Annotated in this window: 15 protein-coding genes and 1 pseudogene; 6 read left to right on the top strand and 10 right to left on the bottom strand. The window is 61.5% G+C overall.

Going from position 1 to position 18,221, the window contains the following annotated elements; translation table 11 throughout:
• Position 1 precedes the first annotated feature (1 nt).
• The 6 genes from QN219_RS21315 to QN219_RS21290 all read right to left on the bottom strand — a co-directional run bounded on the left by QN219_RS21315 (position 2) and on the right by QN219_RS21290 (position 5,695).
• Positions 2-865 (bottom strand): branched-chain amino acid ABC transporter permease, encoded by an 864-nt coding sequence (locus QN219_RS21315; RefSeq protein WP_284001944.1) that lies wholly within the window; start codon positions 863-865, stop codon positions 2-4.
• Positions 852-1,571, bottom strand: a complete 720-nt coding sequence (locus QN219_RS21310; RefSeq protein WP_284001943.1) for an ABC transporter ATP-binding protein — start codon at positions 1,569-1,571, stop codon at positions 852-854. Before QN219_RS21310 ends, QN219_RS21315 begins: the two co-directional genes overlap by 14 nt.
• On the bottom strand, positions 1,571-2,290 hold the full coding sequence (locus QN219_RS21305) for an ABC transporter ATP-binding protein (protein ID WP_284001942.1): 720 nt from the start codon (positions 2,288-2,290) through the stop codon (positions 1,571-1,573). The genes QN219_RS21310 and QN219_RS21305 overlap by 1 nt, the downstream gene beginning before the upstream one ends.
• Positions 2,291-2,428: 138 nt before the next feature.
• Positions 2,429-3,709: an ABC transporter substrate-binding protein gene (locus tag QN219_RS21300; protein ID WP_284001941.1), complete on the bottom strand. Its 1,281-nt coding sequence runs from the start codon at positions 3,707-3,709 to the stop codon at positions 2,429-2,431.
• Between the two features lie 52 nt (positions 3,710-3,761).
• On the bottom strand, positions 3,762-4,823 hold the full coding sequence (locus tag QN219_RS21295; protein WP_284001940.1) for a maleylacetate reductase: 1,062 nt from the start codon (positions 4,821-4,823) through the stop codon (positions 3,762-3,764).
• On the bottom strand, positions 4,820-5,695 hold the full coding sequence (locus QN219_RS21290; RefSeq protein WP_284001939.1) for a dioxygenase: 876 nt from the start codon (positions 5,693-5,695) through the stop codon (positions 4,820-4,822). The genes QN219_RS21295 and QN219_RS21290 overlap by 4 nt, the downstream gene beginning before the upstream one ends.
• A gap of 95 nt (positions 5,696-5,790) precedes the next feature.
• Here QN219_RS21290 and QN219_RS21285 point away from each other — a divergent pair, with 95 nt between their 5' ends.
• On the top strand, positions 5,791-6,741 hold the full coding sequence (locus tag QN219_RS21285; RefSeq protein WP_284001938.1) for a LysR family transcriptional regulator: 951 nt from the start codon (positions 5,791-5,793) through the stop codon (positions 6,739-6,741).
• A gap of 106 nt (positions 6,742-6,847) precedes the next feature.
• On the top strand, positions 6,848-8,080 hold the full coding sequence (gene pepT / locus QN219_RS21280; RefSeq protein ID WP_284001937.1) for a peptidase T: 1,233 nt from the start codon (positions 6,848-6,850) through the stop codon (positions 8,078-8,080).
• 474 nt (positions 8,081-8,554) lie between these two features.
• On the opposite strand, the gene QN219_RS21275 is transcribed toward pepT, so the two are convergent.
• Positions 8,555-9,955, bottom strand: coding sequence for a 4Fe-4S binding protein (locus QN219_RS21275; protein ID WP_284001936.1), 1,401 nt, complete (start codon positions 9,953-9,955; stop codon positions 8,555-8,557).
• 297 nt (positions 9,956-10,252) lie between these two features.
• Positions 10,253-10,801, bottom strand: a complete 549-nt coding sequence (locus QN219_RS21270; protein ID WP_284001935.1) for an iron transporter — start codon at positions 10,799-10,801, stop codon at positions 10,253-10,255.
• Between the two features lie 326 nt (positions 10,802-11,127).
• On the opposite strand from QN219_RS21270, the gene QN219_RS21265 reads away from it, so the two are divergent.
• Both QN219_RS21265 and QN219_RS21260 read left to right on the top strand, forming a co-directional pair.
• Positions 11,128-12,177 (top strand): GH25 family lysozyme, encoded by a 1,050-nt coding sequence (locus QN219_RS21265; RefSeq protein ID WP_284001934.1) that lies wholly within the window; start codon positions 11,128-11,130, stop codon positions 12,175-12,177.
• 240 nt (positions 12,178-12,417) lie between these two features.
• Entirely contained in the window at positions 12,418-12,807 is a 390-nt protein-coding gene (locus tag QN219_RS21260; RefSeq protein WP_284001932.1) for a hypothetical protein, read from the top strand.
• A gap of 98 nt (positions 12,808-12,905) precedes the next feature.
• On the opposite strand, the gene QN219_RS21255 is transcribed toward QN219_RS21260, so the two are convergent.
• Positions 12,906-13,679, bottom strand: coding sequence for an endonuclease/exonuclease/phosphatase family protein (locus tag QN219_RS21255; RefSeq protein WP_284001931.1), 774 nt, complete (start codon positions 13,677-13,679; stop codon positions 12,906-12,908).
• Positions 13,680-13,763: 84 nt separating this feature from the next.
• Between QN219_RS21255 and QN219_RS21250 the strand changes: the two genes are divergently transcribed.
• On the top strand, positions 13,764-14,702 hold the full coding sequence (locus QN219_RS21250) for a lysylphosphatidylglycerol synthase domain-containing protein (protein WP_284001929.1): 939 nt from the start codon (positions 13,764-13,766) through the stop codon (positions 14,700-14,702).
• On the opposite strand, the pseudogene QN219_RS21245 reads toward QN219_RS21250, so the two are convergent.
• Positions 14,600-16,247 (bottom strand): annotated as a pseudogene (locus tag QN219_RS21245) (phospholipase D-like domain-containing protein). The gene QN219_RS21250 and the pseudogene QN219_RS21245 sit on opposite strands and share 103 nt — an antisense overlap.
• 122 nt (positions 16,248-16,369) lie before the next feature.
• Between QN219_RS21245 and QN219_RS21240 the strand changes: the two are divergent.
• The gene (locus tag QN219_RS21240) at positions 16,370-18,184 is read left to right on the top strand and encodes a thiamine pyrophosphate-binding protein (RefSeq protein WP_284001927.1); all 1,815 of its coding nucleotides are present in this window, start codon (positions 16,370-16,372) and stop codon (positions 18,182-18,184) included.
• Positions 18,185-18,221: the final 37 nt, after the last annotated feature.

Below are 18,221 nucleotides of genomic sequence, written 5' to 3'. Positions count from 1 at the left end.
CTCAATCCACGGCGCGCGGGAAAAGACCGCGCGGTTTGAAAAGGAGGACCAGCAGAAAGGCGAGGTGCCCGGTGAGGATCTGCCATTCGGGGTTGATCGCGGCACCGACCGTCTGCGCGATCCCCAGGATGACGCCGCCGGCAAGCGTGCCCCAGAGTGAGCCGAGCCCGCCGATGATGATCGCCTCGAAAGCGTAGATCAGCCTCGCCGGTCCCGAGGTCGGTTCGAAATTGGCCCGAGTGCCGAGATAGAGTGCGGCAATCGTCACCACGACCATCGCCAGGCCGGTGGCCAATGCGAATATCCGTTGCGGGCGGATGCCCATCAGGCCTGCAGTTACAGGATCGTCCGAAGTGGCGCGAAAGGCGCGGCCGACGGCAGTACGGTAGATGAGCTGGTTGAGGCAGACGATGACGGCGACGGCGGAAAGAAAGGTCATCAGCGGCATGATGCCGGCATTGACGGGGCCAAGCGCAATCGATGCCGATTCAAGGCTGCCTGCGGAGACCCGGCGGCTATCGGCGGAAAATCCTTCCAGCAGTCCGTTCTGGATCACAATCGACAGACCGAAGGTCACGAGCAGCGGCGGCAGGATATCCTTGCCAAGCGTGCGATTGAGCAGGAAATATTGCAGCGCCCAACCGGCGGCAAACATCAGCGGAGCAGCCATGAGTGCCCCGACGAAGGGGCTGACGCCGAGCGTAGTGACAAGCGCGAGGATGACGAAAGCGGCGAGCACGATCAGGTCGCCATGGGCGAGGTTCACAAGCCGCATTATGCCGAAGACAAGGCTCAAGCCGGCTGCAAAAAGCGCATAGAGCCCGCCGAGCAACACGCCCTGCACGATGGTATCAAGCCAGTTCATGGCGCTCCGCTCCGAAATAGGCCTTGTGGATCTCTTCGTGACCAAGCTCCGACGAGTGGCCGGAGAGGGTGATGCGTCCCTCCATCATGCAATAGATGCGGTCGGAAACCTTCAGTGCCTGGCCGATATCTTGTTCGACGATGACGATGGAGGCGCCGCTCGCTCGAATGCGCGGAAAAGCGGCATAGATGGTCCGGACGACCGCCGGCGCGAGACCAAGGCTGATCTCGTCGCAAAGCAGCACGCTCGGATTCGACATCAGCGCCCGGCCGATCGCCACCATCTGCTGCTGGCCACCGGAGAGCGCCGTTGCCGGGCTCTGCCGACGCTCCTTGAGAACGGGAAAGAGCGCGTAGAGGCTCTCCAGCGTCCATTGCCCCTGAGCCTTGCGGCCGTAACCGCCGACAAGCAGATTTTCCTCGACCGTCAGAGACGGAAAGAGCTTGCGCCCCTCGGGCACCATGGCGATGCCGCGGGCAAGGACGTCGGGCGCCGGAAGGGCGCCGATCGGCTCGTTGTTATGGAGGATCGCTCCCGGCTCATTAGCGAGAACGCCGGAAATGGAACGCATCAATGTGGTCTTGCCGGCGCCGTTCGCGCCAATGATCGCAATCGTCTCACCCGCGTCCACGGCGATATCGACACCGAAAAGCGCCTGGAAATCGCGGTAGAAGGCGGTCAGCCCTTTTGTTTCGATCAGCGCCATCAGATCTCGATCCCCAGATAGATTTCGCGCACTTCGCGCGAGGCCATGATTTCGTCCGGCTTGCCGATGCCGATCACCTTGCCGAAATGCAGCACCAGCAGGCGCTCGACGACCGAGTTCAGCGCATGCAGAACGTGTTCGATCCAGATCACGGCGACGCCCTTGGCATGAATGGCGCGGATGGTGGCGACAAGCGAGCGGCACTCGCCTTCGGTGAGGCCGCCGGCAATCTCGTCCAAAAGGAGGAGCTTCGGTTCGGTGGCGAGCGCGCGGGCGAGTTCCAGCCGCTTGCGCTGCAGGAGCGTCAGGCCGCCGGCCAGCACATTCGCCTTATCGATCAGACCGGTATCGACGAGGATTTCCGCACAGCGATCGGAGACTTCCGATTCCTGTCGTCGCGTGCCGAAGGCACCGGCGACGAGCAGATTTTCGAAGACGGTCAATCGCTCGAACGGTTGCGGTATCTGGAATGTCCGCCCCATTCCCGAAAGGCAACGCGCCATCGGCGGCACGCGGGTGACGTCCGCACCGCAAAAGTGGATCGTTCCGCTATCGGGGGCAATATTGCCATTGATGAGGTTGAAGAGCGTCGACTTCCCCGCGCCGTTCGGCCCGATGATGCCGAGCGCTTCGCCCTCGCCGACGGCAAAGCAGATCTGCTCGGCGACCGTCAGAGCACCGAACTTCTTCGATACCTCTTCAAGTCTTAGAATTGCCATTCACTTCACTCCGAAAACGACCAAAGGCCCCGCAGTTCATCCTGTGCCGCGCATCCAATAGTTGTTTGACGCGGTACAGATACGGCGTGTCACGCCCTCGTCGGCCGATGGCCATCCAAGAGGGTAGCCGCCTGTAGCTCAGGCGATCGGCTCCATCTTGCCGCCGACCGGAATGGCCGGCGCCGTCTTGTTGTCGGTGATCACGAGGTCGTAGCCGCCGCCGTCCTTGAGCCGCCATTGGCCGCCGACGAGCGGTGTCTTCGCGACATTCTTTGCAGCGAAAGGAGGCAGGTCCTTTCCATCCCAGGCGATGGGCCCGACGAGGGTATCAAGTCTTGTGGCGGCAATTGCTTCGGCGACGGCGCCGCCGTCGGTCGGGTCGGCCGCCCGCCTCATGACGTCGACCGCCAGTTCGAACAGCGCATGCGCGAACCCGATCGGCTGCGTCCAGGGCCGGTTCGTGGCCTTGGTGAATTTTCCGGCAATCTCGGCAGAACTCTCGCCGGTCAGAGATGACTTGAACGGGTGGCTCGGCGTCCACCAGATTTCCGACGAGAGATTGTGACCGGCATCGCCGAGCGCCTCCACCGTTTGCGGAAACAGAAGCGCCTTGCCGATAGAGGCGATCTTCGGCGCGAAGCCCTGTTGCTTGGCCTGGTTCCAGAACGTCGTGAAATCCGGCGGGATGACGACGCCTGTGACAATCTCGCACTGGCCGGACTTGAAGGCGTTGATCTGCGCCGAGAAATCGTCCGTCATGTTCTGATGGCGGCCGGGATCGGTGAGCGCATAACCCATCTTTTCAAGGACCGGCGGGAAGCCGACCGTCTTGTCGCCCCAGGCATTGCCGTCGCCATCATTGGGAAAGAGGCCCGCCACTTGCTTGTTGGTCTCGATTTGCGCCCACATATTGGTGAAGACGGCAATGACGTCTTCCAGACCCCAGAAGAAGTGATAGGCATAATCGAAGGGCTTCCAGGAGCTCGGGTCGCCCGGATTGCCTTGCTGGCCAATGAACCAAGGCTGCCAGGGAGCAACCGTTGAAATGCAAGGCATTTCCTCGGCCTCGCAGGTCGTCGCGACCGGATTGGTCGTTTCCGGCGTGGACGCGACCAGCACGAGATTGACCTCGTCGGTCACGATCAGTTCCTTGGCGACTTCCGCCGCGCGGTTCGGGTTCGATTGGCTGTCTTTCACGACAACCTCGTAATTGAGGCCCATCGCCTCGGTCGTTGCCAGAAAGCTGTCGATGACGAATTTGTCGGCTTCACCGAAGGCAGCGAGCGGTCCGGTCTGCGGGCTGACATAGCCGAGCTTGACCGGCGCGTTCTGCGCGATCGCCGGCATGGAGAGTCCGGACGTGACGGCAAACGCGCCCGTCGCCGCCGTGGTTTTCAAGAAATCACGCCTGGTAAACATACTTCCTCCTCCCATTTCCCTCTCCTCCCAGAGAGTGTTTCAGCGAGCGTTTTCAGCGTGCCGGCCGCTTGCCCTCCCAAGCATCCTGCAGCAGGCCACGAATGGATCGCCGGTCGACCGGCCGTGGGTTCCCATAGGGATTTTCCGTGGCGATCTCCGCCGCACGGTCGAGATCGGGCTCGTTCAAGCCGAGGTCCTTCAGCGCCAATGGAGCGCCGATTTTCTTGGCGAAATCCCAAAGGCCGCCGCCGACCGATCCACCGAAAATTTCGGCGACCGGAGCCAGCAGTTCCGGGACTGCCGCGGCGTTGTAGCCGGCCGTATGCGGCAGCATGATTGCATGCGTTTCGGCATGAGGCGTATCGAAGGCGCCGCCAAGCGTGTGGCAGATCTTGTGGTGCAGCGCCATGCCGACCGTGCCGAGCACTGTGCCGCAGAGCCAGGCACCATAAAGGGCGTCGGCGCGCACCTCGATATCGCTCGGAGCCTCGGGTATCTTCGGCAGGCTCGTCTCGAGGGCGCGAAGCCCCTCGACCGCCATCAGCGTCGAGATCGGATTCCGGTCCTGCGCGTAAAGCGCCTCGACCGCATGCGCCATGGCGTTCAAGCCGCTGTTGATGCTCATGCCGACCGGCAGTCCCAATGTCAGCGCTGGGTCATAGATCACGACCTCCGGCAGGATGATCGGATGACGCACGGTCGTCTTCCGCCCGCCCTCGGTCTGCCCAAGGATCGGCGTCACCTCCGAGCCAGCGTAAGTCGTCGGAATGACGATCTGCAGCAGGTCGGTTCGATAGGCGATCGCCTTGCCGAGACCGGTAGTCGAGCCGCCGCCGAGCGAAACGACGCAATCGGCGCCGGTTCGTGCAACGATCTCCATCGCCTTCTCGGTCACATCGGCCGGCGTGTGCATGACGGCGCCAGCAAAAACGCCGGCAGCGAGCGGCCCGAGGCGTTCCGCCAGCACTTCGGCATCGGTCTGCTGCTGGGGCGTAGAGAGCACGAGCGCTTTCTTGCAGCCGATTTTTTCCACCCATTCCCCGGCCAGAGCGCTTTTGCCCTCGCCGAAGACGATATGAGCTGGGCTGCCGCTATAGACGAAATTGCGGTTCATGCATCCGCTCCTTGCCGTGCGCGCGCCATCACGAAGGTGAAATCGAGCCGCCAGACCGGCGCCCCTTTTCCGTCCAGCCGCTTGAACTCGCGAACAAGCGCCTCCTTGACCCCGAAGATTGCATCCTCGCCGAGATGGGGATCGCTCGCGTCGTAGACATGCGTGGTGATCGTCTCGAAGCCGGGCGCCCTGACGATGAAGTGAAGGTGGGCCGGGCGGCATAGCGGATAACCCGCCTGCCGCAAGAGCTTGCCGACTGGACCGTCATCGGGAACGCGATAGCCGGAAGGCTTGACGGTCCGGTAGCAAAAACCGCCTTCCTCGTCCGCCCTGAAGATGCCGCGCAGATTGAATTCCGGTTGAAGATCGGGCTGCTGGTTCTCGTAGAAGCCTTCGGCATTGGCCTGCCAGGTGATGACTTCCGCGGCGGCGATCGGATGGCCGTCGAGGTCCCGCACGCAGGCAAAAACCTCGAGCCTTTCGCCGATGCCATCCAGCGATATGTCGCTGCCCGACGGCAGTTCGGGCGCATCGGCGCGAAAGAACGGGCCGCGAACCGTATTCGGCGTCGCGCCCTTCGGGCGACGCGAATTGATTTCCTCGACAAGCGCCGAGGCACCGAACAGATCGGAAAGCAGCACCCATTCCTGGCGGCGTTCGTCCGAGGCATGGCCGACGTCCGTCAGAAAGGCGATGACGTTACGCCAGTCCGCCGGGGTCGGGCGCAATTCCCTGATGACTTGATGAAGGTGCATGACAACCGCCGCCAGAGCCTGCGGCAACCGCTTGTCGTTTGATTGCGGAAGTCGTTGCGCGAAAATCTCGGACGAGTTTGCCTCGCTGAAATTCAACGCCAGTGGCCCCGACGACATACTCTCCTCCAAAGACATCGACTGTTGATGAAGAAGCTAAACCAGGACGGCAAGGGCGTTGATGATTTTATTCCGATTTAATATAACTAATTGCTATGAAGTTCGATGAACGCCATCTGATCCAGCTCGCCGCTGTCGTGAAGGCCGGCGGCGTTACCGAGGGTGCTGCCCTGCTCGGGCTGTCGCAGCCGGCGGTCTCGCGCACGCTTGCCCTTTTGGAAAAGCGGATTGGCGAGCCGCTTTTCATCAAGGGCCGCAGGCCATTGCAGCCGACACCGCTCGGGCGCGCCTTGGCCGACCATGGCCAAATCATGCTGTCAGCATCGCGCAAGGCCTCCGATACCGTCGAAAGCTTCCGGGTCGGCCACAGCGGCATCGTGCGCCTCGGCGGCACGCCTTTTTTCATGGACGGGCTCATCGCCGGCATGATCGCGGAATTTCAGAACCTTTATCCCGATGTCCGCGTCGACCAGAGCTACGGCTACTTTCCCGACCTTCGCGCGGCACTCAAAGCCGACCAGATTGACCTCGCTATCTGTCCGATCGATATCCTGGACGAAGGATCGGGGCTCGAATTTCAGAAGATACTGCCGGGCCGCAATGTGATTGCATGCCGGGTAACGCATCCGCTGCTGATGAAGCGACGGCCGCAACCCGCTCATCTGCTCGAGTTTCCGTGGATCGCGCCGCCGGCGGGCAGTCCGCTGCTTGCCGACCTGCGCAGCATGCTTCTCTCCTTCGGCGCGACCGAGATCAAAATCCGCTATTCCGGCGGATCATTGATGAGCGTCGTCAACTACATGAAGGCGGCGGACGCCCTGACGATCCTGCCCCACAGTGTCGTATTCGCGCTCCGGAACCAGAAATCCATCACGGCACTGCCGGTCTCTATTCCCCATCCGGAGCGGGCACTCGGATTGCTCAAACGCTCGGACGCCCCACGCACGCCTGCCGTGGACCAATTCGCCCGGCATGTTCGCACCGGGTTCGACAACCTCAAGCATCTCATCAAGCGGCATGAGCAGTCCGTCATCTGGGGCGCATGATGTCCAATTCGCTTAGGTAGAGCACTCGCCGCTCGGCAAAAATGCATTCACGGGAACGCCGGCGAAGGCTATAGCGGTCCCACGTTGAGAACAGATTGGACCCGCCATGACCGATACCGTTACCGATCGCTTCCTCCGCTACGTCGCCATCGACACGCAGTCGGATCCACAGTCATCGATGCAACCCTCCACCGAAAAGCAGAAGAATCTCGCGCGGCTATTGGTCGAGGAATTGCTGGCGATCGGTCTCACCGATGCGCATCTCGATGAGCACGGCTATGTCTATGCGACGATTCCGTCGAATGTCGAGAAGCCGGTGCCGGTGATCTGCTTCTGCTCGCACATGGACACGGCACCCGACTTCACCGGCACCGGCGTCAAGCCCCAAATTGTGCGAAACTACGGCGGTGGCGACATCCGGCTTTCAGGCGATCCGCGGCAAGTCATCCGCGTCAGCGACAATCCGGAGCTTGGCAACCAGATCGGCAACGATATCATCACAACAGACGGAACGACGCTGCTCGGCGCCGACGATAAGGCCGGTCTCGCCGAGATCATGACGGCCGCAAAATTCCTCGTCGACAATCCGGACGTCCGGCACGGTACGATCAAGCTTCTCTTCACCCCGGACGAGGAAATCGGCCGTGGCGTCGACAAGGTCGATCTGAAGAAGCTCGGAGCAGAGTTCGGCTATACGGTGGACGGCGAAACGGCCGGCCATATCGAGGACGAGACCTTCTCGGCCGACGGCGTCGAAATCACCATCCAGGGCGTCGCGATCCATCCCGGCTTCGCCAAGGGAAAAATGAAGAACGCCATCAAGATCGCCGGTGCGATCATCGATCGCTTGCCGAAGGACATTGCCCCGGAGACCACGGCGGACCGAGACGGCTTCGTTCACCCGATCGGCGTGACCGGCTCGATGGAAAAGGCCACGCTCGGTTTCATCGTGCGCGACTTCGAAGAAGGCGGCCTTGCCGTCAAGGAAGCGATGCTCGAAGACATCGTGAAGACCGTAATGGCGAATTTCCCTGGTTCGAGCTACACGTTCGAGGTCAAGCAGCAGTACCGCAACATGAAGGCGATCCTCGATCGCCATCCGGAGATCGTCGAGAATGCCATGGAGGCGATCCGACGCGCCGGCATGGCGCCGGTGCGCGGCAGCATCCGCGGCGGCACGGATGGTTCAAGGCTGTCGTATATGGGCCTGCCCTGTGCCAACATCTTCGCTGGCGGACATGCCTTTCATTCGCCGCTCGAATGGATCAGCCGCCAGGACATGGAGAAAAGCGTGAGGACGCTCGTCGAGCTGGCGAAAATCTGGGCGGAGCGCGCCTAGACCAAATTCCAGCCCCTTCGAGCCCATATCGGACCATAGTCCCACGCTTCTCAGACTTAGTGCCGATACCAAGCCTTCCGCACTGCGGTAGTTGTTTCAACCTGCGTAAAGGTTGTGGAGTTTTGCCGTGACTAAGATCTTCGTTCTCGCGATGTCGCTGGTAATGATTGGTTTCTGGGGTTCCGTCGGCGCTCTGATCTATTCGCTGCTCACGTGATCCAATGGAGAAAGGCCCCCTGGGCAGTCTGCAAGATATTGGCTAGCGGAACCTTCAGCCGTCCCCTATAGTTCCCCCTGGCGATGGAGGTTGCCGAAGGAGGATCATATGAGTGACACCACTATTGGGTTTCTCGTCGCGGCTGAACTATCGGCCCTATTTTGGGCCGCAGTGCTCATGGTGGTCTTCTCGACTTTTTGATCAACCTTTCGCCAGCCGTGCGTGTCGCGGACAGAAAGGTTGCCGATGGCTGCCGGCTACCAACCCCAGAAGAGCAGGAACCAGCCCGTGATGGCGGTCGCGATGGCGAGACCTATGCTGGCGAGCGTCATCAGGCGTCGACCTTTACCTCTGCAATAGAGGCCGGCGACGCGCCAGGACAGGACGCCGGACCAGCCGCTTGCGAGAACGAGCATGGCCACGCGCGCGTAGTCGACCCAAGGCAGGTCGACCCCGTCCATGCGAAGCTGCGTGACCGAGAATGCGGATAGCCCGAGAAACACGCCGGCGGCTGCAATCGGAATGAGCGTCTGCGCCAGATGATGAAATCGCCCGGGGTTCCAGGGGCCGAGGCACAGCGTGGCGATGGAGAGCAGCAATGTGATCGCGAGCCCGGCAGCGAGCGCCGTCGCGAGCACGTAGAGAACGAGGATCGCCCCGTCGAGGAGCGTCAGCACGTCGTTTCTTTCGGGATAATTCGTGAGCACCCACCAGGGCGGGGAAATCTCCAGCGCCCACGGCACGCTGCCTTCGACAAGCCTTTCGGCAGCCCACTGTTTTGTCGCGTTGAACCATGGGCTCGCGGTCCAATGAAAGGCGCCGACGGCGACCCCCATCAGTCCGAAGACGATCAGCACCGTTTCCCACGGCTTCGGATATTCGCCCGCCACATGCACTATTTCATGAGAGGGCGAACGGCGGGCGAGCCGGATCGCCCCGCGGAATCCGCTGCATCGACCGCACATATGGCAGTCGCTCGCGCCGCGCATCGTCTTCAGCGGCACCAGCGGCGCACAGTTCACCACGCCTGGTTTCAGCCCGACACGTTGGCTCTGCTGCCAGATCTCCTGATCGACGCGGAAATGCAGCGGTGCGAGTTTGGCGAGCAGGCCGAAGACTCCGCCGACGGGGCAGAGATAGCGGCACCACACGCGCTTTTCCTTGCCATAAAGATAACCCACCACAGCCGCCGCCAGTGTCGAGCCGCCGAGTACCAGCAGCGCCGGTTTCGGATATTGGTAAACGCTGACCATCTGGCCGTAGAGCGTCGTGCCGGCAAAGGCGATGGTCGGCCATCCGTTCCACTTGACCCAGCGCGGCATGCCGCCTCCGCGTCCATATCGGCTGCTGAATTCGGAAATCGCCCCTTCGGGGCAAAGGAGTCCGCACCACACGCGACCGACGAGGGCTGTCGCAAGCAGCACCGTCGGCCACCATATGCCCCAGAACACAAACTGCGCGAAACGGGTGAAGTCGTCCCAGATATGCGCCGCGTTGCCAGGCACAGGCAGGAGTACCGGCACGACGACCAGCACCGCATAGACAAGAACGACGCTCCATTGAACCCAGCGGATTTGCCGTTGGTGTCCTGCCAGCCAGTCACCGATCCGCTGCCAGACATCGCGCTGCGGCCGCGACAGGAAGATGGTCTTGGTCATGCGACGTTCCACGGATTCGTCCGGTTTGTACGCAGCAGTGGTCTGACGCCCGAGCGACAGGCTCGATAGAGCACAACCGATAGTCGCGCTCGGCGGCAAACCAAGCCAAGTGTTTCTCCGGCGGTAAAGGGGCTGTAGGCCGAGTAGGCGCGCAGAAAAGGCGCCATGGGTCCTCCTGGTGTCGTTACGGCGGGATGCGGAAAGGCCGCGCGGCGATGCGTTTGCGCGCGGCCTTCCCCGCGATCGGGGCAGCGGCTACCGTCAAGATCGGCCGCCCCGTTCACACCGCAGGCAGGCTCAGTAACCGCCTTTTTTCCCCACGCCGGCATAGGTGAATTCATAGTCGACGGAAAACCCCTCGGGCCATGGAGCGACCCCGGTCTCCTTGTCGACGTGGCGTCCGAAATGGGCTGTCTCGTCGTGCGATTCCGAGTGGATGGTCAGTTCAAGTCTGTATTTGCCCGGCCCCATGAGCTTGACGTTGTCGCCGTAATGGGGTCCGTCGCTCGCCACCATCGGCATGAATGAACCCGCCGTTTCCTCGCCACCGTCGACTTTGGTCAACCGGTACTCGACGTGCAGGTTGGGCAACCAGTCCCCTTCCGCAAAACCATTCCTGTTGTCCGCCGCGGCGTGAATATCGGCCTCAAGATGGATATCGGCCTCCACCGGCGGCATCATCATGCCGGGAGGCTCCATTTCGATCGGCTGCAGGTAGACGGCAGCGATCTCCATTCCGTGGCGAAGCAACGGTTCGCCGATCCGATATTCCGCCGCAGACGACAACGAGACGCCCGCAAGCAGGAGGCCGATCGATGTAAGCGGAAACAATTTGAGGCAGTGCATCAGCTGTTTTCCTTCCGGGGAACGAGCCAGTCGGCCCTTATTTATGAATGCTTTCCTCACCTTTTATGCACCCAATGTTCGAAGATCATTGCGCTGGAGCAAACAACTTATGCTCGCAACGGCTTCCACGCGACCATTGAGCAAGACGGCCCGTTGCGCAGCCTTCACCAGATGGCGGCGGTCCATTCCCTCGCTCGTGAAGAACAAAATCCAACGTTGGCAAAGATCGGATTCAGTCTTTTTTGGTAATTTTCCGTTAGCAATTCCCGTCAGTGGGTTCGACGGCGCTTTTCCGCCGTCGGCGATTGTCTTGCGTACGGGTCCCTATGCGTCTTTCAGCTGTGCCAGTTGTTCTCCTTGCCGGCCTCGTTTTGTCGGGCTGCGGGTTCAGTTCCAATCGGGATAGGGTTGCCGCTCAGCAACCGACGCAGGAGACGACAAGCTCCGTCGCCCGGTCACCCAGTCCCTTGCCTGCCGCCCCCATGCCTGCCGCGAATGTCGGCACAGCCGCTTCGCAAGCGACTCCGCCACAGGAAATGCTCGCGTGGGCTGGTCCCGCTCCGGGGCCGCAGGCGTTCGTGCCGGTGGCCAGAACAGCCGGCATGCCCGTTCCTTCGGAACGACCGATCGCCCTGCTCACCCCGCAAAACCCCGCAGCCGGCGCGGCACCACGGACACGCGCGCAGATCTACGGCCACCGCTTCCGCGATGCCAAGCCCGTCAATTTCGGCACCCGCTCGCCGAGGAAACTTGCGGTGCACGGCGTCGACGTTTCCCGCTGGCAGGGCGACATAAACTGGGCGAAGTTGCGGACACAGGGGGCGAACTTCGCCTATATCAAGGCGACCGACGGCGGCGATCATCTCGATCCGATGTTCAAGAAGAATTGGCGCAGGGCCAAGGAAGCCGGGCTGAAACGCGGCGCCTACCACTTCTTCTACTGGTGCCGGACCGCCGGCGAACAGGCCGATTGGTTCATCCGCAACGTGCCGCGAGAAGCAGGCGCCCTGCCACCGGTCATCGACGTCGAGTGGAACGGTGAATCGAGCTGCAAAAGACGCCCCTCGCGCGAGCGGGTACTCGAAAAGATGCAGGTCTTCATGGACAAGCTGGAAAGGCATTATGGCCAGCGCCCGATCATCTACACCGCCCCGGATTTCTATCGCGACAATCTGAAGGGCGCGTTCCCGAACCATCCTTTCTGGCTGCGTTCGGTGGCCGCCCACCCCTCCAAGGTCTACCCGGGACGGAAATGGCTCTTCTGGCAATATTCCGGCTCCGGCCTCTCGCACGGCGTCGACGGCAGGATCGACCTCAACGTGTTCCATGGCAGCGAGGATGAATGGCATGGCTGGGTTGCCGCACGGTCCAGCTAAACCGGGCCGCGACGCGTATACACCGGGCGTCATGCGGCCCTGCACCATCGACGTAGGTTGATGCGGATCAACGATCGAACGAACCGGCCGGCCTAATTTTCTTTCGAAATGCCGAGCGTTTCACCTTAAACTCATGGCTCGATGAAAATCCTTCTGCACTTTTGGCAATGCGGCTGACCGATTGAGAGGCCGTCTTGCCGACCGGACGGATGACGAGCCTGTGAACGAGGAGTCGTGTCGATGCCCAATATGATCGCAAGCCCTACGACGACCTTTCCATCGCCAAGCTGGCCGACGATGGCCGACGGTGCAAAATACCTTCTCTCGATGGGACGCCTCCAGGCGGAGGCACTGAGGATGACGCTGCGTTACCAGGTCGAGTTGCTGGCTTTCCTGAAGAACCGAAGCGAACAGGATCTGAAACTCATTGATGACCTGTCCTCGCCGGACCATGTGAACGAAGCCTTCGACCTTTATTGCAGTTTCTGGCAGAACGCGTTTCTCGACTATTCCGACGAAGCGGCGCGCATTGCCGAGATCGGCTCGGATGTTGCCGCCGAAACGGCAAGACAGGTTCGCGAGGAGCAGAAATTGCTGACCAAGGACATGGCCGGGCAATTGGTCATGTGAGCGCGGTCTCTGGTCGCAAACGAGCGGACACAGCGCCTGCCATTTGACATTTGATCGCCGAACTCCGCGGCAATGGTTCAAGTTACCGCGGCGCAATTTCATGGCGCATTGTCTTCAATCGTCTCGCAGCGTTTCCGTTCGTCGGTTTGAAGGTCGACATCCAGCTCTGCGAGGAGCGGAAGATGGTCGGAAGCGACGCGCGCCAAGGCGCTGTTGTGCACGTTGCACGCAGCCACGCCTATTCCTTCGCCGATAAGGACGTGGTCTATCCGCAGGAACGGTAACCGCGAGGGAAAGGTCGGCCGCGGCTTTGTCTTGGTCAGGAGTTGCACGTCCCTGAGCTGTCGGGCCAGCAGCCTGTAGGTGGTGGAACGCGCAGTCGCGTTGAGGTCGCCCGCCAGAAGAACGCGGGAGCCTTCCTCCACTGCTCCGAGCCACCCAGGCCCCAACAGGGTCGTCGCCTGGCGCAGGCGCTCAGAACCGCGAAGCCCGAGATGGGTTACGATGACCTGAAGCTTGACGTCGGCGAGGTCGATTTCCACCCAGAGCGCTCCTCTCGGTTCCCCGGAGGAAGGTAGGGCGGCCGCCTTGACCAGGCGCATCGGTAGCGCCGTGAGCACGGCATCGCCATATTTTTCGTCCTCCAAATGAAGAGCCGGATGAAACTGCGCCTCCATCTGCAGATGCGTGGCGATCATGTGCGCCTGATCTATTCCGCCGCTGCGCGCGCGACCAACATCGACTTCCTGCAAGGCGATGATGTCGGGCCGGCATTCGTTGATCACGGCGGAGATGCGAGCAGGGTCAAGCTTCCGGTCGATGCCGAAGCAACTGTGGACGTTATAGGTGAGGAAACGTATCCGCCGTCGCATGATCCGATTTCGAGAGTGATCCCGCATTCGGGAACACGCGGCACGTGCTTTTCGTTCCGGTGGTTACGCACAGGATCAGGACAGATGTTCAGGAAACTCCTAGTGAGACTATTGATAACCGCCGCCATTGGCCTGGCGAGCTGGCTGATCTACCGCACTCTCAGCCAACAGAGCTTTGATGCGATCGTCAGCTCGATCATGCAGATTCCGGCCGGACATCTGCTGGCGGGCATCGGTTTCGTCTTTCTCTCCTATTTCTGCCTGACGCTCTTCGACGCGCTTGCCATTCGCTATGTCGGGCGCGAGCTTGCCTATCCACAGGTTGCCATCGCCTCGTTCACCAGTCTTTCGATCGGCCACAATGTCGGCGGGGCCGCCTTGAGCAGCGGTGCCATCCGGTACCGGTTCTATTCGCGCTGGGGCCTGAGTGCGGAGGAGGTAGCAAAGGTCATTCTCTTCTGCGGCATCACCGTCAGTCTCGGCCTCGTCACATTGGCCGGCCTCTGCTGTCTGATCATGCCGGGCGGTGCCGCGCGCATCACCGGACTCTCCAGAACCGCCGCACTCCTTCTCGGCACGACCTGCATTGCAGCCACTATCGGTTACGTGATGCTCGCGCACTTCCTCCGCTCTTCGGTTCGCGTCTTTCGCTGGACCTTCGAGTTGCCCTCGTCTCGGATCGCGGCCTGCCAGGTAATTGTCGGCACGGCAAATTTCCTTTGCGTCAGCGCATGCCTGCATCAGTTGCTGCTGACCTTCGGAGACCCGAGTTTCCTCGACACCGCGACGGCCTATGTCGGCGCCAACGTGGCTGCTCTCTTCAGCCATGTTCCCGGGGGAATCGGCGTGCTCGAAGCAACGATTGCGTTTCTGCTCGGCCAGTCGGCGAATGTCGGCGCGCTGATCGCCTTCCGGGCGATCTATTTCTTCCTGCCGCTGCCGCTTGGCTTGATTTCGCTGTCGATCGCGGAGTTTGGCCGCCAGGATGACGGAAGAAGCCTTGCGAACAAGGCGAAGACCTGACCACCCCAGCGTCTCAGCAGTACATGCAGGCGATAGAACGGCCTGATCGGTCTGTGCGGATCGACGAGCCCGGTGCCCCAAACAAGACTGGTCGCACCGCCGTCGTCGACACCGTCGAAGGGACGTATGCCGCGCCGGCGCGCGTTCAGCCTGTCGAAGACGGCCACAAGGGAGCTTGTCTCTCGTAATGTATCTTCGACCTCGCTTGCCTCGACGTCGAGATGTTCTGCCAGAAGTCTGTTGCGGATCCTGGCGAGTGCGGCTCGGTGTTGCTCGCTGGCTGCTTCGACGGCAACGTCGCACTCCGTGTCGAGACTTTCCGAACGATGATTGAGGTTGGACGAACCGACGCGAAGAAATCGGTCGTCGATCGCCACCACCTTGGAATGGATCATTACCTCCTGCTCGGATCCGTCGGCCGTAGGCACCACAGGGTAGCCGACCCGCATCCTGCCGTAACGGTCGGCCTGCTTCAGCAATCGAGTGAGGCGGTCGCGATTTCCACCCATGAAAATGCGTTCCAGGAAACCGTGCGAGCTGCGCGTGGTGATGACCACTAGTTCCGGTCCGTCCGGCTCCCGCAGCCGCTCGCAAAGCAGCTGGCCTATTTTTCGCGAGGCGAAATATTGGCTTTCGATGTAGATGTGGCGACGTGCGCTGCGCAAGGCATCAAGTGTAAGCCGTAGCGCGTCTTGGCGCCCCCGTCGTTCGTCGGAGGCAGGCTCGGTGCGGGCGATCGCAACCGGGCAATCCTTCAGGACTGGCGTCGTGCGGGTCGGCCACACCACAGCCTTCGAACGGGGAGCCTCTACTTCTTCGCCTACGGACGAGTTCCAGCGGGCGCGGCAAAGGTCCCCTATCGCGTGGCTTGCCTCACCCTCGAACACGACCTGGATATCGTGCACCGGGTCGTAGGGCTGCCCGTCCGGATCACGACGCAACTTGTTCTCGGCTGCGTGCTCCGGCTGATCCCAACGCCGGGCAGTAAGGTCGATGCCGCCAACGAAGGCGATGCTGTCGTCGATGCAGACGAGCTTCTGGTGATGCGATCCGCGCAGCGCGCGATGGCTCGCAAACCGAAGCTCGATCTGCTGATGCGAAGCCCATTTCTGATTGCGAAATAGCCGCAGCGACTTTCCCGAATAGATCGGCCCCATCGCCCATACGAGAATGCGGATCTTGAGGTTTGGTCTTTCAGCGGCGACGCGTTCAAGCATGGTACCGAGCGCCTCGGCATGCGGATCGGCGGGGCGCAATTTGATGCGCGGATCAAAGTCCCATCCAGTGATCCAGATCTGCTCTTCCGCCTGGCCGAGCGTGCGCTCGAGACACGCATAATAGGCGGCTGCATCGATGAGGAAGGCCAGCCGCCGCGCCGGCGCACTGCGCCAGACATTCTCGTCTTCCTTGATGATCGGTCGGCGTGCCCCACGCCATCTGCCGGCGGGGCTTCCGGTAAACACGCTTTTCCAGACCAAGCTTTCCATCCCGGTGCGTGGCGACTGAAAATGAATACTTTTCAAGCGCGATTTGTTCCCCCGGCACTGCCGCGGGACAAGACCTTGCCGGTGGAACATTTCCCTGGGGGCGAGATTAGAAGGGTCCGAACCTTTCAACCGAACACCCGCAAAATCACGTTCTTGCTGTTAGCGGAGGAGGGGCAAACAATGCCGAATGCTGCCGACATTCTCATCGACACCCTGATTGAGTGGAAAGTCGACGTCGTGTTCGGCCTGCCCGGAGACGGCATCAACGGCATCATGGAGGCGCTCAGAAGGCGGCAGGATCGCATCCGCTTCGTTTCTGTCCGCCATGAGCAATCCGCCGCCTTCATGGCATGCGCCTATGCCAAATTCACCGGCAGGCTCGGTGTTTGCCTCGCCACGTCGGGCCCCGGCGGCACAAACCTCTTGACCGGGCTCTACGACGCCAAGCTGGACCAGATGCCGGTTTTGGCAATCACCGGCATGCAGTATCACGACCTGATCGAGACTTTTTCGCAGCAGGACGTCGATCTGACCCGCGTCTTCGACAACGTCGCGGTCTACAATGCGCAGGTCAGCGACGCAGCGCACATGGAAAATCTCGCCAACCTTGCCTGCCGGTCGGCGCTCTCGAAACGTGGGGTGGCGCATCTTTCGATCGCCAACGATGTGCAGGAGCGAATGGCCGACGGCGGGCGCTCGCGCCGCAATCGCCCGGGACACATGCCGAGCCGCAATTTCGCCGGTAGGCTCGTCCCGCTCGAAAGCGATCTTTCACGAGCGGCGGATCTTCTGAACGCAGGCAAGAAGGTCGCAATCCTCGCAGGCCGCGGCGCCCTGGAGGCGAGAGACGCACTGCGCGAGACGGCGGACCTGCTTGGCGCGCCCGTAGCGAAGGCTTTGCTGGGCAAGGCCGTGCTGCCCGACGACGACCCGCTCACGACCGGTGGCATCGGGATACTCGGCACGGCGCCATCGCAGGACGTCATGCAGCAATGCGACACGCTGCTGATCGTGGGTTCGACCTTCCCTTATATCGAATACTATCCGGCGCCGAATGCGGCTGCCGGTATCCAGATCGATCACGACCCGCAGCGCATCGGGCTGCGTTACCCGGTCGAAGTCGGCCTCGTCGGCAAGGCAAACGAGACGCTGCGGATGCTCAACAAGAGGCTCAAACGGAAGGCGGACCGATCGTTCCTCGAGCGAGCCCAGGAGGCCACCCAGGTTTGGCGGCGGGAACTGAGGTCTATGGAAGAAGACAAGAGCTCTCCCCTGAAGCCGCAGCCGGCGGTCGGTGCCTTCGGCAAGCGTATCGCCGCAAACGGCATTCTCGTGTGCGACTCCGGGCAAAACACCGAACTCACCGCCCGTCATATCGATCTCGGCGCGGACCACATGTTCTCGGTATCGGGCGCTCTCGCTTCGATGGCATCGGCCCTGCCCTATGCGATCGCCGCGGGCATCGCGCTGCCGGGCCGCCCGGTCTATGGGGTGGTCGGCGACGGCGGCTTCGCCATGCAGCTCGGTGAACTCTCAACGGCAATTCATCACCGGATCCCACTGAAACTATTGGTAATCCGAAATGACATGTTGAACCAGATCGCCTGGGAACAGATGATGTTTCTGGGCAATCCGCAATTCGCCTGCGAATTGCCGCCGATCGATTTCGCCGCCGCCGCTGAAGCCATGGGTGCCCGTGGCTTCACGATCCAGTCCTTCGACGGGTTGGACGAGATCATGGACCAGGCGTTCGCCGTCGAGGGCCCGGTGGTCATTCAGGCGCTGGTCGATCGCTACGAGCCGCTGATGCCGCCGAAGATGCCGGAAGATTACGCCCGCAACTTCCGTGCCGCCCTGCCCGAAACCCCGGGTCACGAGAAGATCGAACAAAATCTCAAGCAGTCTCCGCTGGGCAATGCCGCAGCCGATCAAAACCCGCAGGGGGAGCAGCAGGCGCCGGACGAGAACACGGCGGACTTGCCGGGCATTCCATAGAAGCCGCCTGGCCTCAAGCGAGCTTTGACACGAGTTT

The sequence above is a fragment of the Sinorhizobium sp. 8-89 genome (assembly GCF_030124325.1).
Lineage (GTDB): Bacteria > Pseudomonadota > Alphaproteobacteria > Rhizobiales > Rhizobiaceae > Sinorhizobium.
The sequence above is the reverse complement of the archived record's forward strand: the minus strand, read 5'-3'. Positions and strand labels throughout refer to the sequence as shown.

Coding starts and splice junctions, on each gene's coding strand:
- QN219_RS21315 (WP_284001944.1), bottom strand. CDS start 865: ATGAACTGGCTTGATACCATCGTGCAGGGCGTGTTGCTCGGCGGGCTC.
- QN219_RS21310 (WP_284001943.1), bottom strand. CDS start 1,571: ATGGCGCTGATCGAAACAAAAGGGCTGACCGCCTTCTACCGCGATTTC.
- QN219_RS21305 (WP_284001942.1), bottom strand. CDS start 2,290: ATGGCAATTCTAAGACTTGAAGAGGTATCGAAGAAGTTCGGTGCTCTG.
- QN219_RS21300 (WP_284001941.1), bottom strand. CDS start 3,709: ATGTTTACCAGGCGTGATTTCTTGAAAACCACGGCGGCGACGGGCGCG.
- QN219_RS21295 (WP_284001940.1), bottom strand. CDS start 4,823: ATGAACCGCAATTTCGTCTATAGCGGCAGCCCAGCTCATATCGTCTTC.
- QN219_RS21290 (WP_284001939.1), bottom strand. CDS start 5,695: ATGTCGTCGGGGCCACTGGCGTTGAATTTCAGCGAGGCAAACTCGTCC.
- QN219_RS21285 (WP_284001938.1), top strand. CDS start 5,791: ATGAAGTTCGATGAACGCCATCTGATCCAGCTCGCCGCTGTCGTGAAG.
- pepT (WP_284001937.1), top strand. CDS start 6,848: ATGACCGATACCGTTACCGATCGCTTCCTCCGCTACGTCGCCATCGAC.
- QN219_RS21275 (WP_284001936.1), bottom strand. CDS start 9,955: ATGACCAAGACCATCTTCCTGTCGCGGCCGCAGCGCGATGTCTGGCAG.
- QN219_RS21270 (WP_284001935.1), bottom strand. CDS start 10,801: ATGCACTGCCTCAAATTGTTTCCGCTTACATCGATCGGCCTCCTGCTT.
- QN219_RS21265 (WP_284001934.1), top strand. CDS start 11,128: ATGCGTCTTTCAGCTGTGCCAGTTGTTCTCCTTGCCGGCCTCGTTTTG.
- QN219_RS21260 (WP_284001932.1), top strand. CDS start 12,418: ATGCCCAATATGATCGCAAGCCCTACGACGACCTTTCCATCGCCAAGC.
- QN219_RS21255 (WP_284001931.1), bottom strand. CDS start 13,679: ATGCGACGGCGGATACGTTTCCTCACCTATAACGTCCACAGTTGCTTC.
- QN219_RS21250 (WP_284001929.1), top strand. CDS start 13,764: ATGTTCAGGAAACTCCTAGTGAGACTATTGATAACCGCCGCCATTGGC.
- QN219_RS21240 (WP_284001927.1), top strand. CDS start 16,370: ATGCCGAATGCTGCCGACATTCTCATCGACACCCTGATTGAGTGGAAA.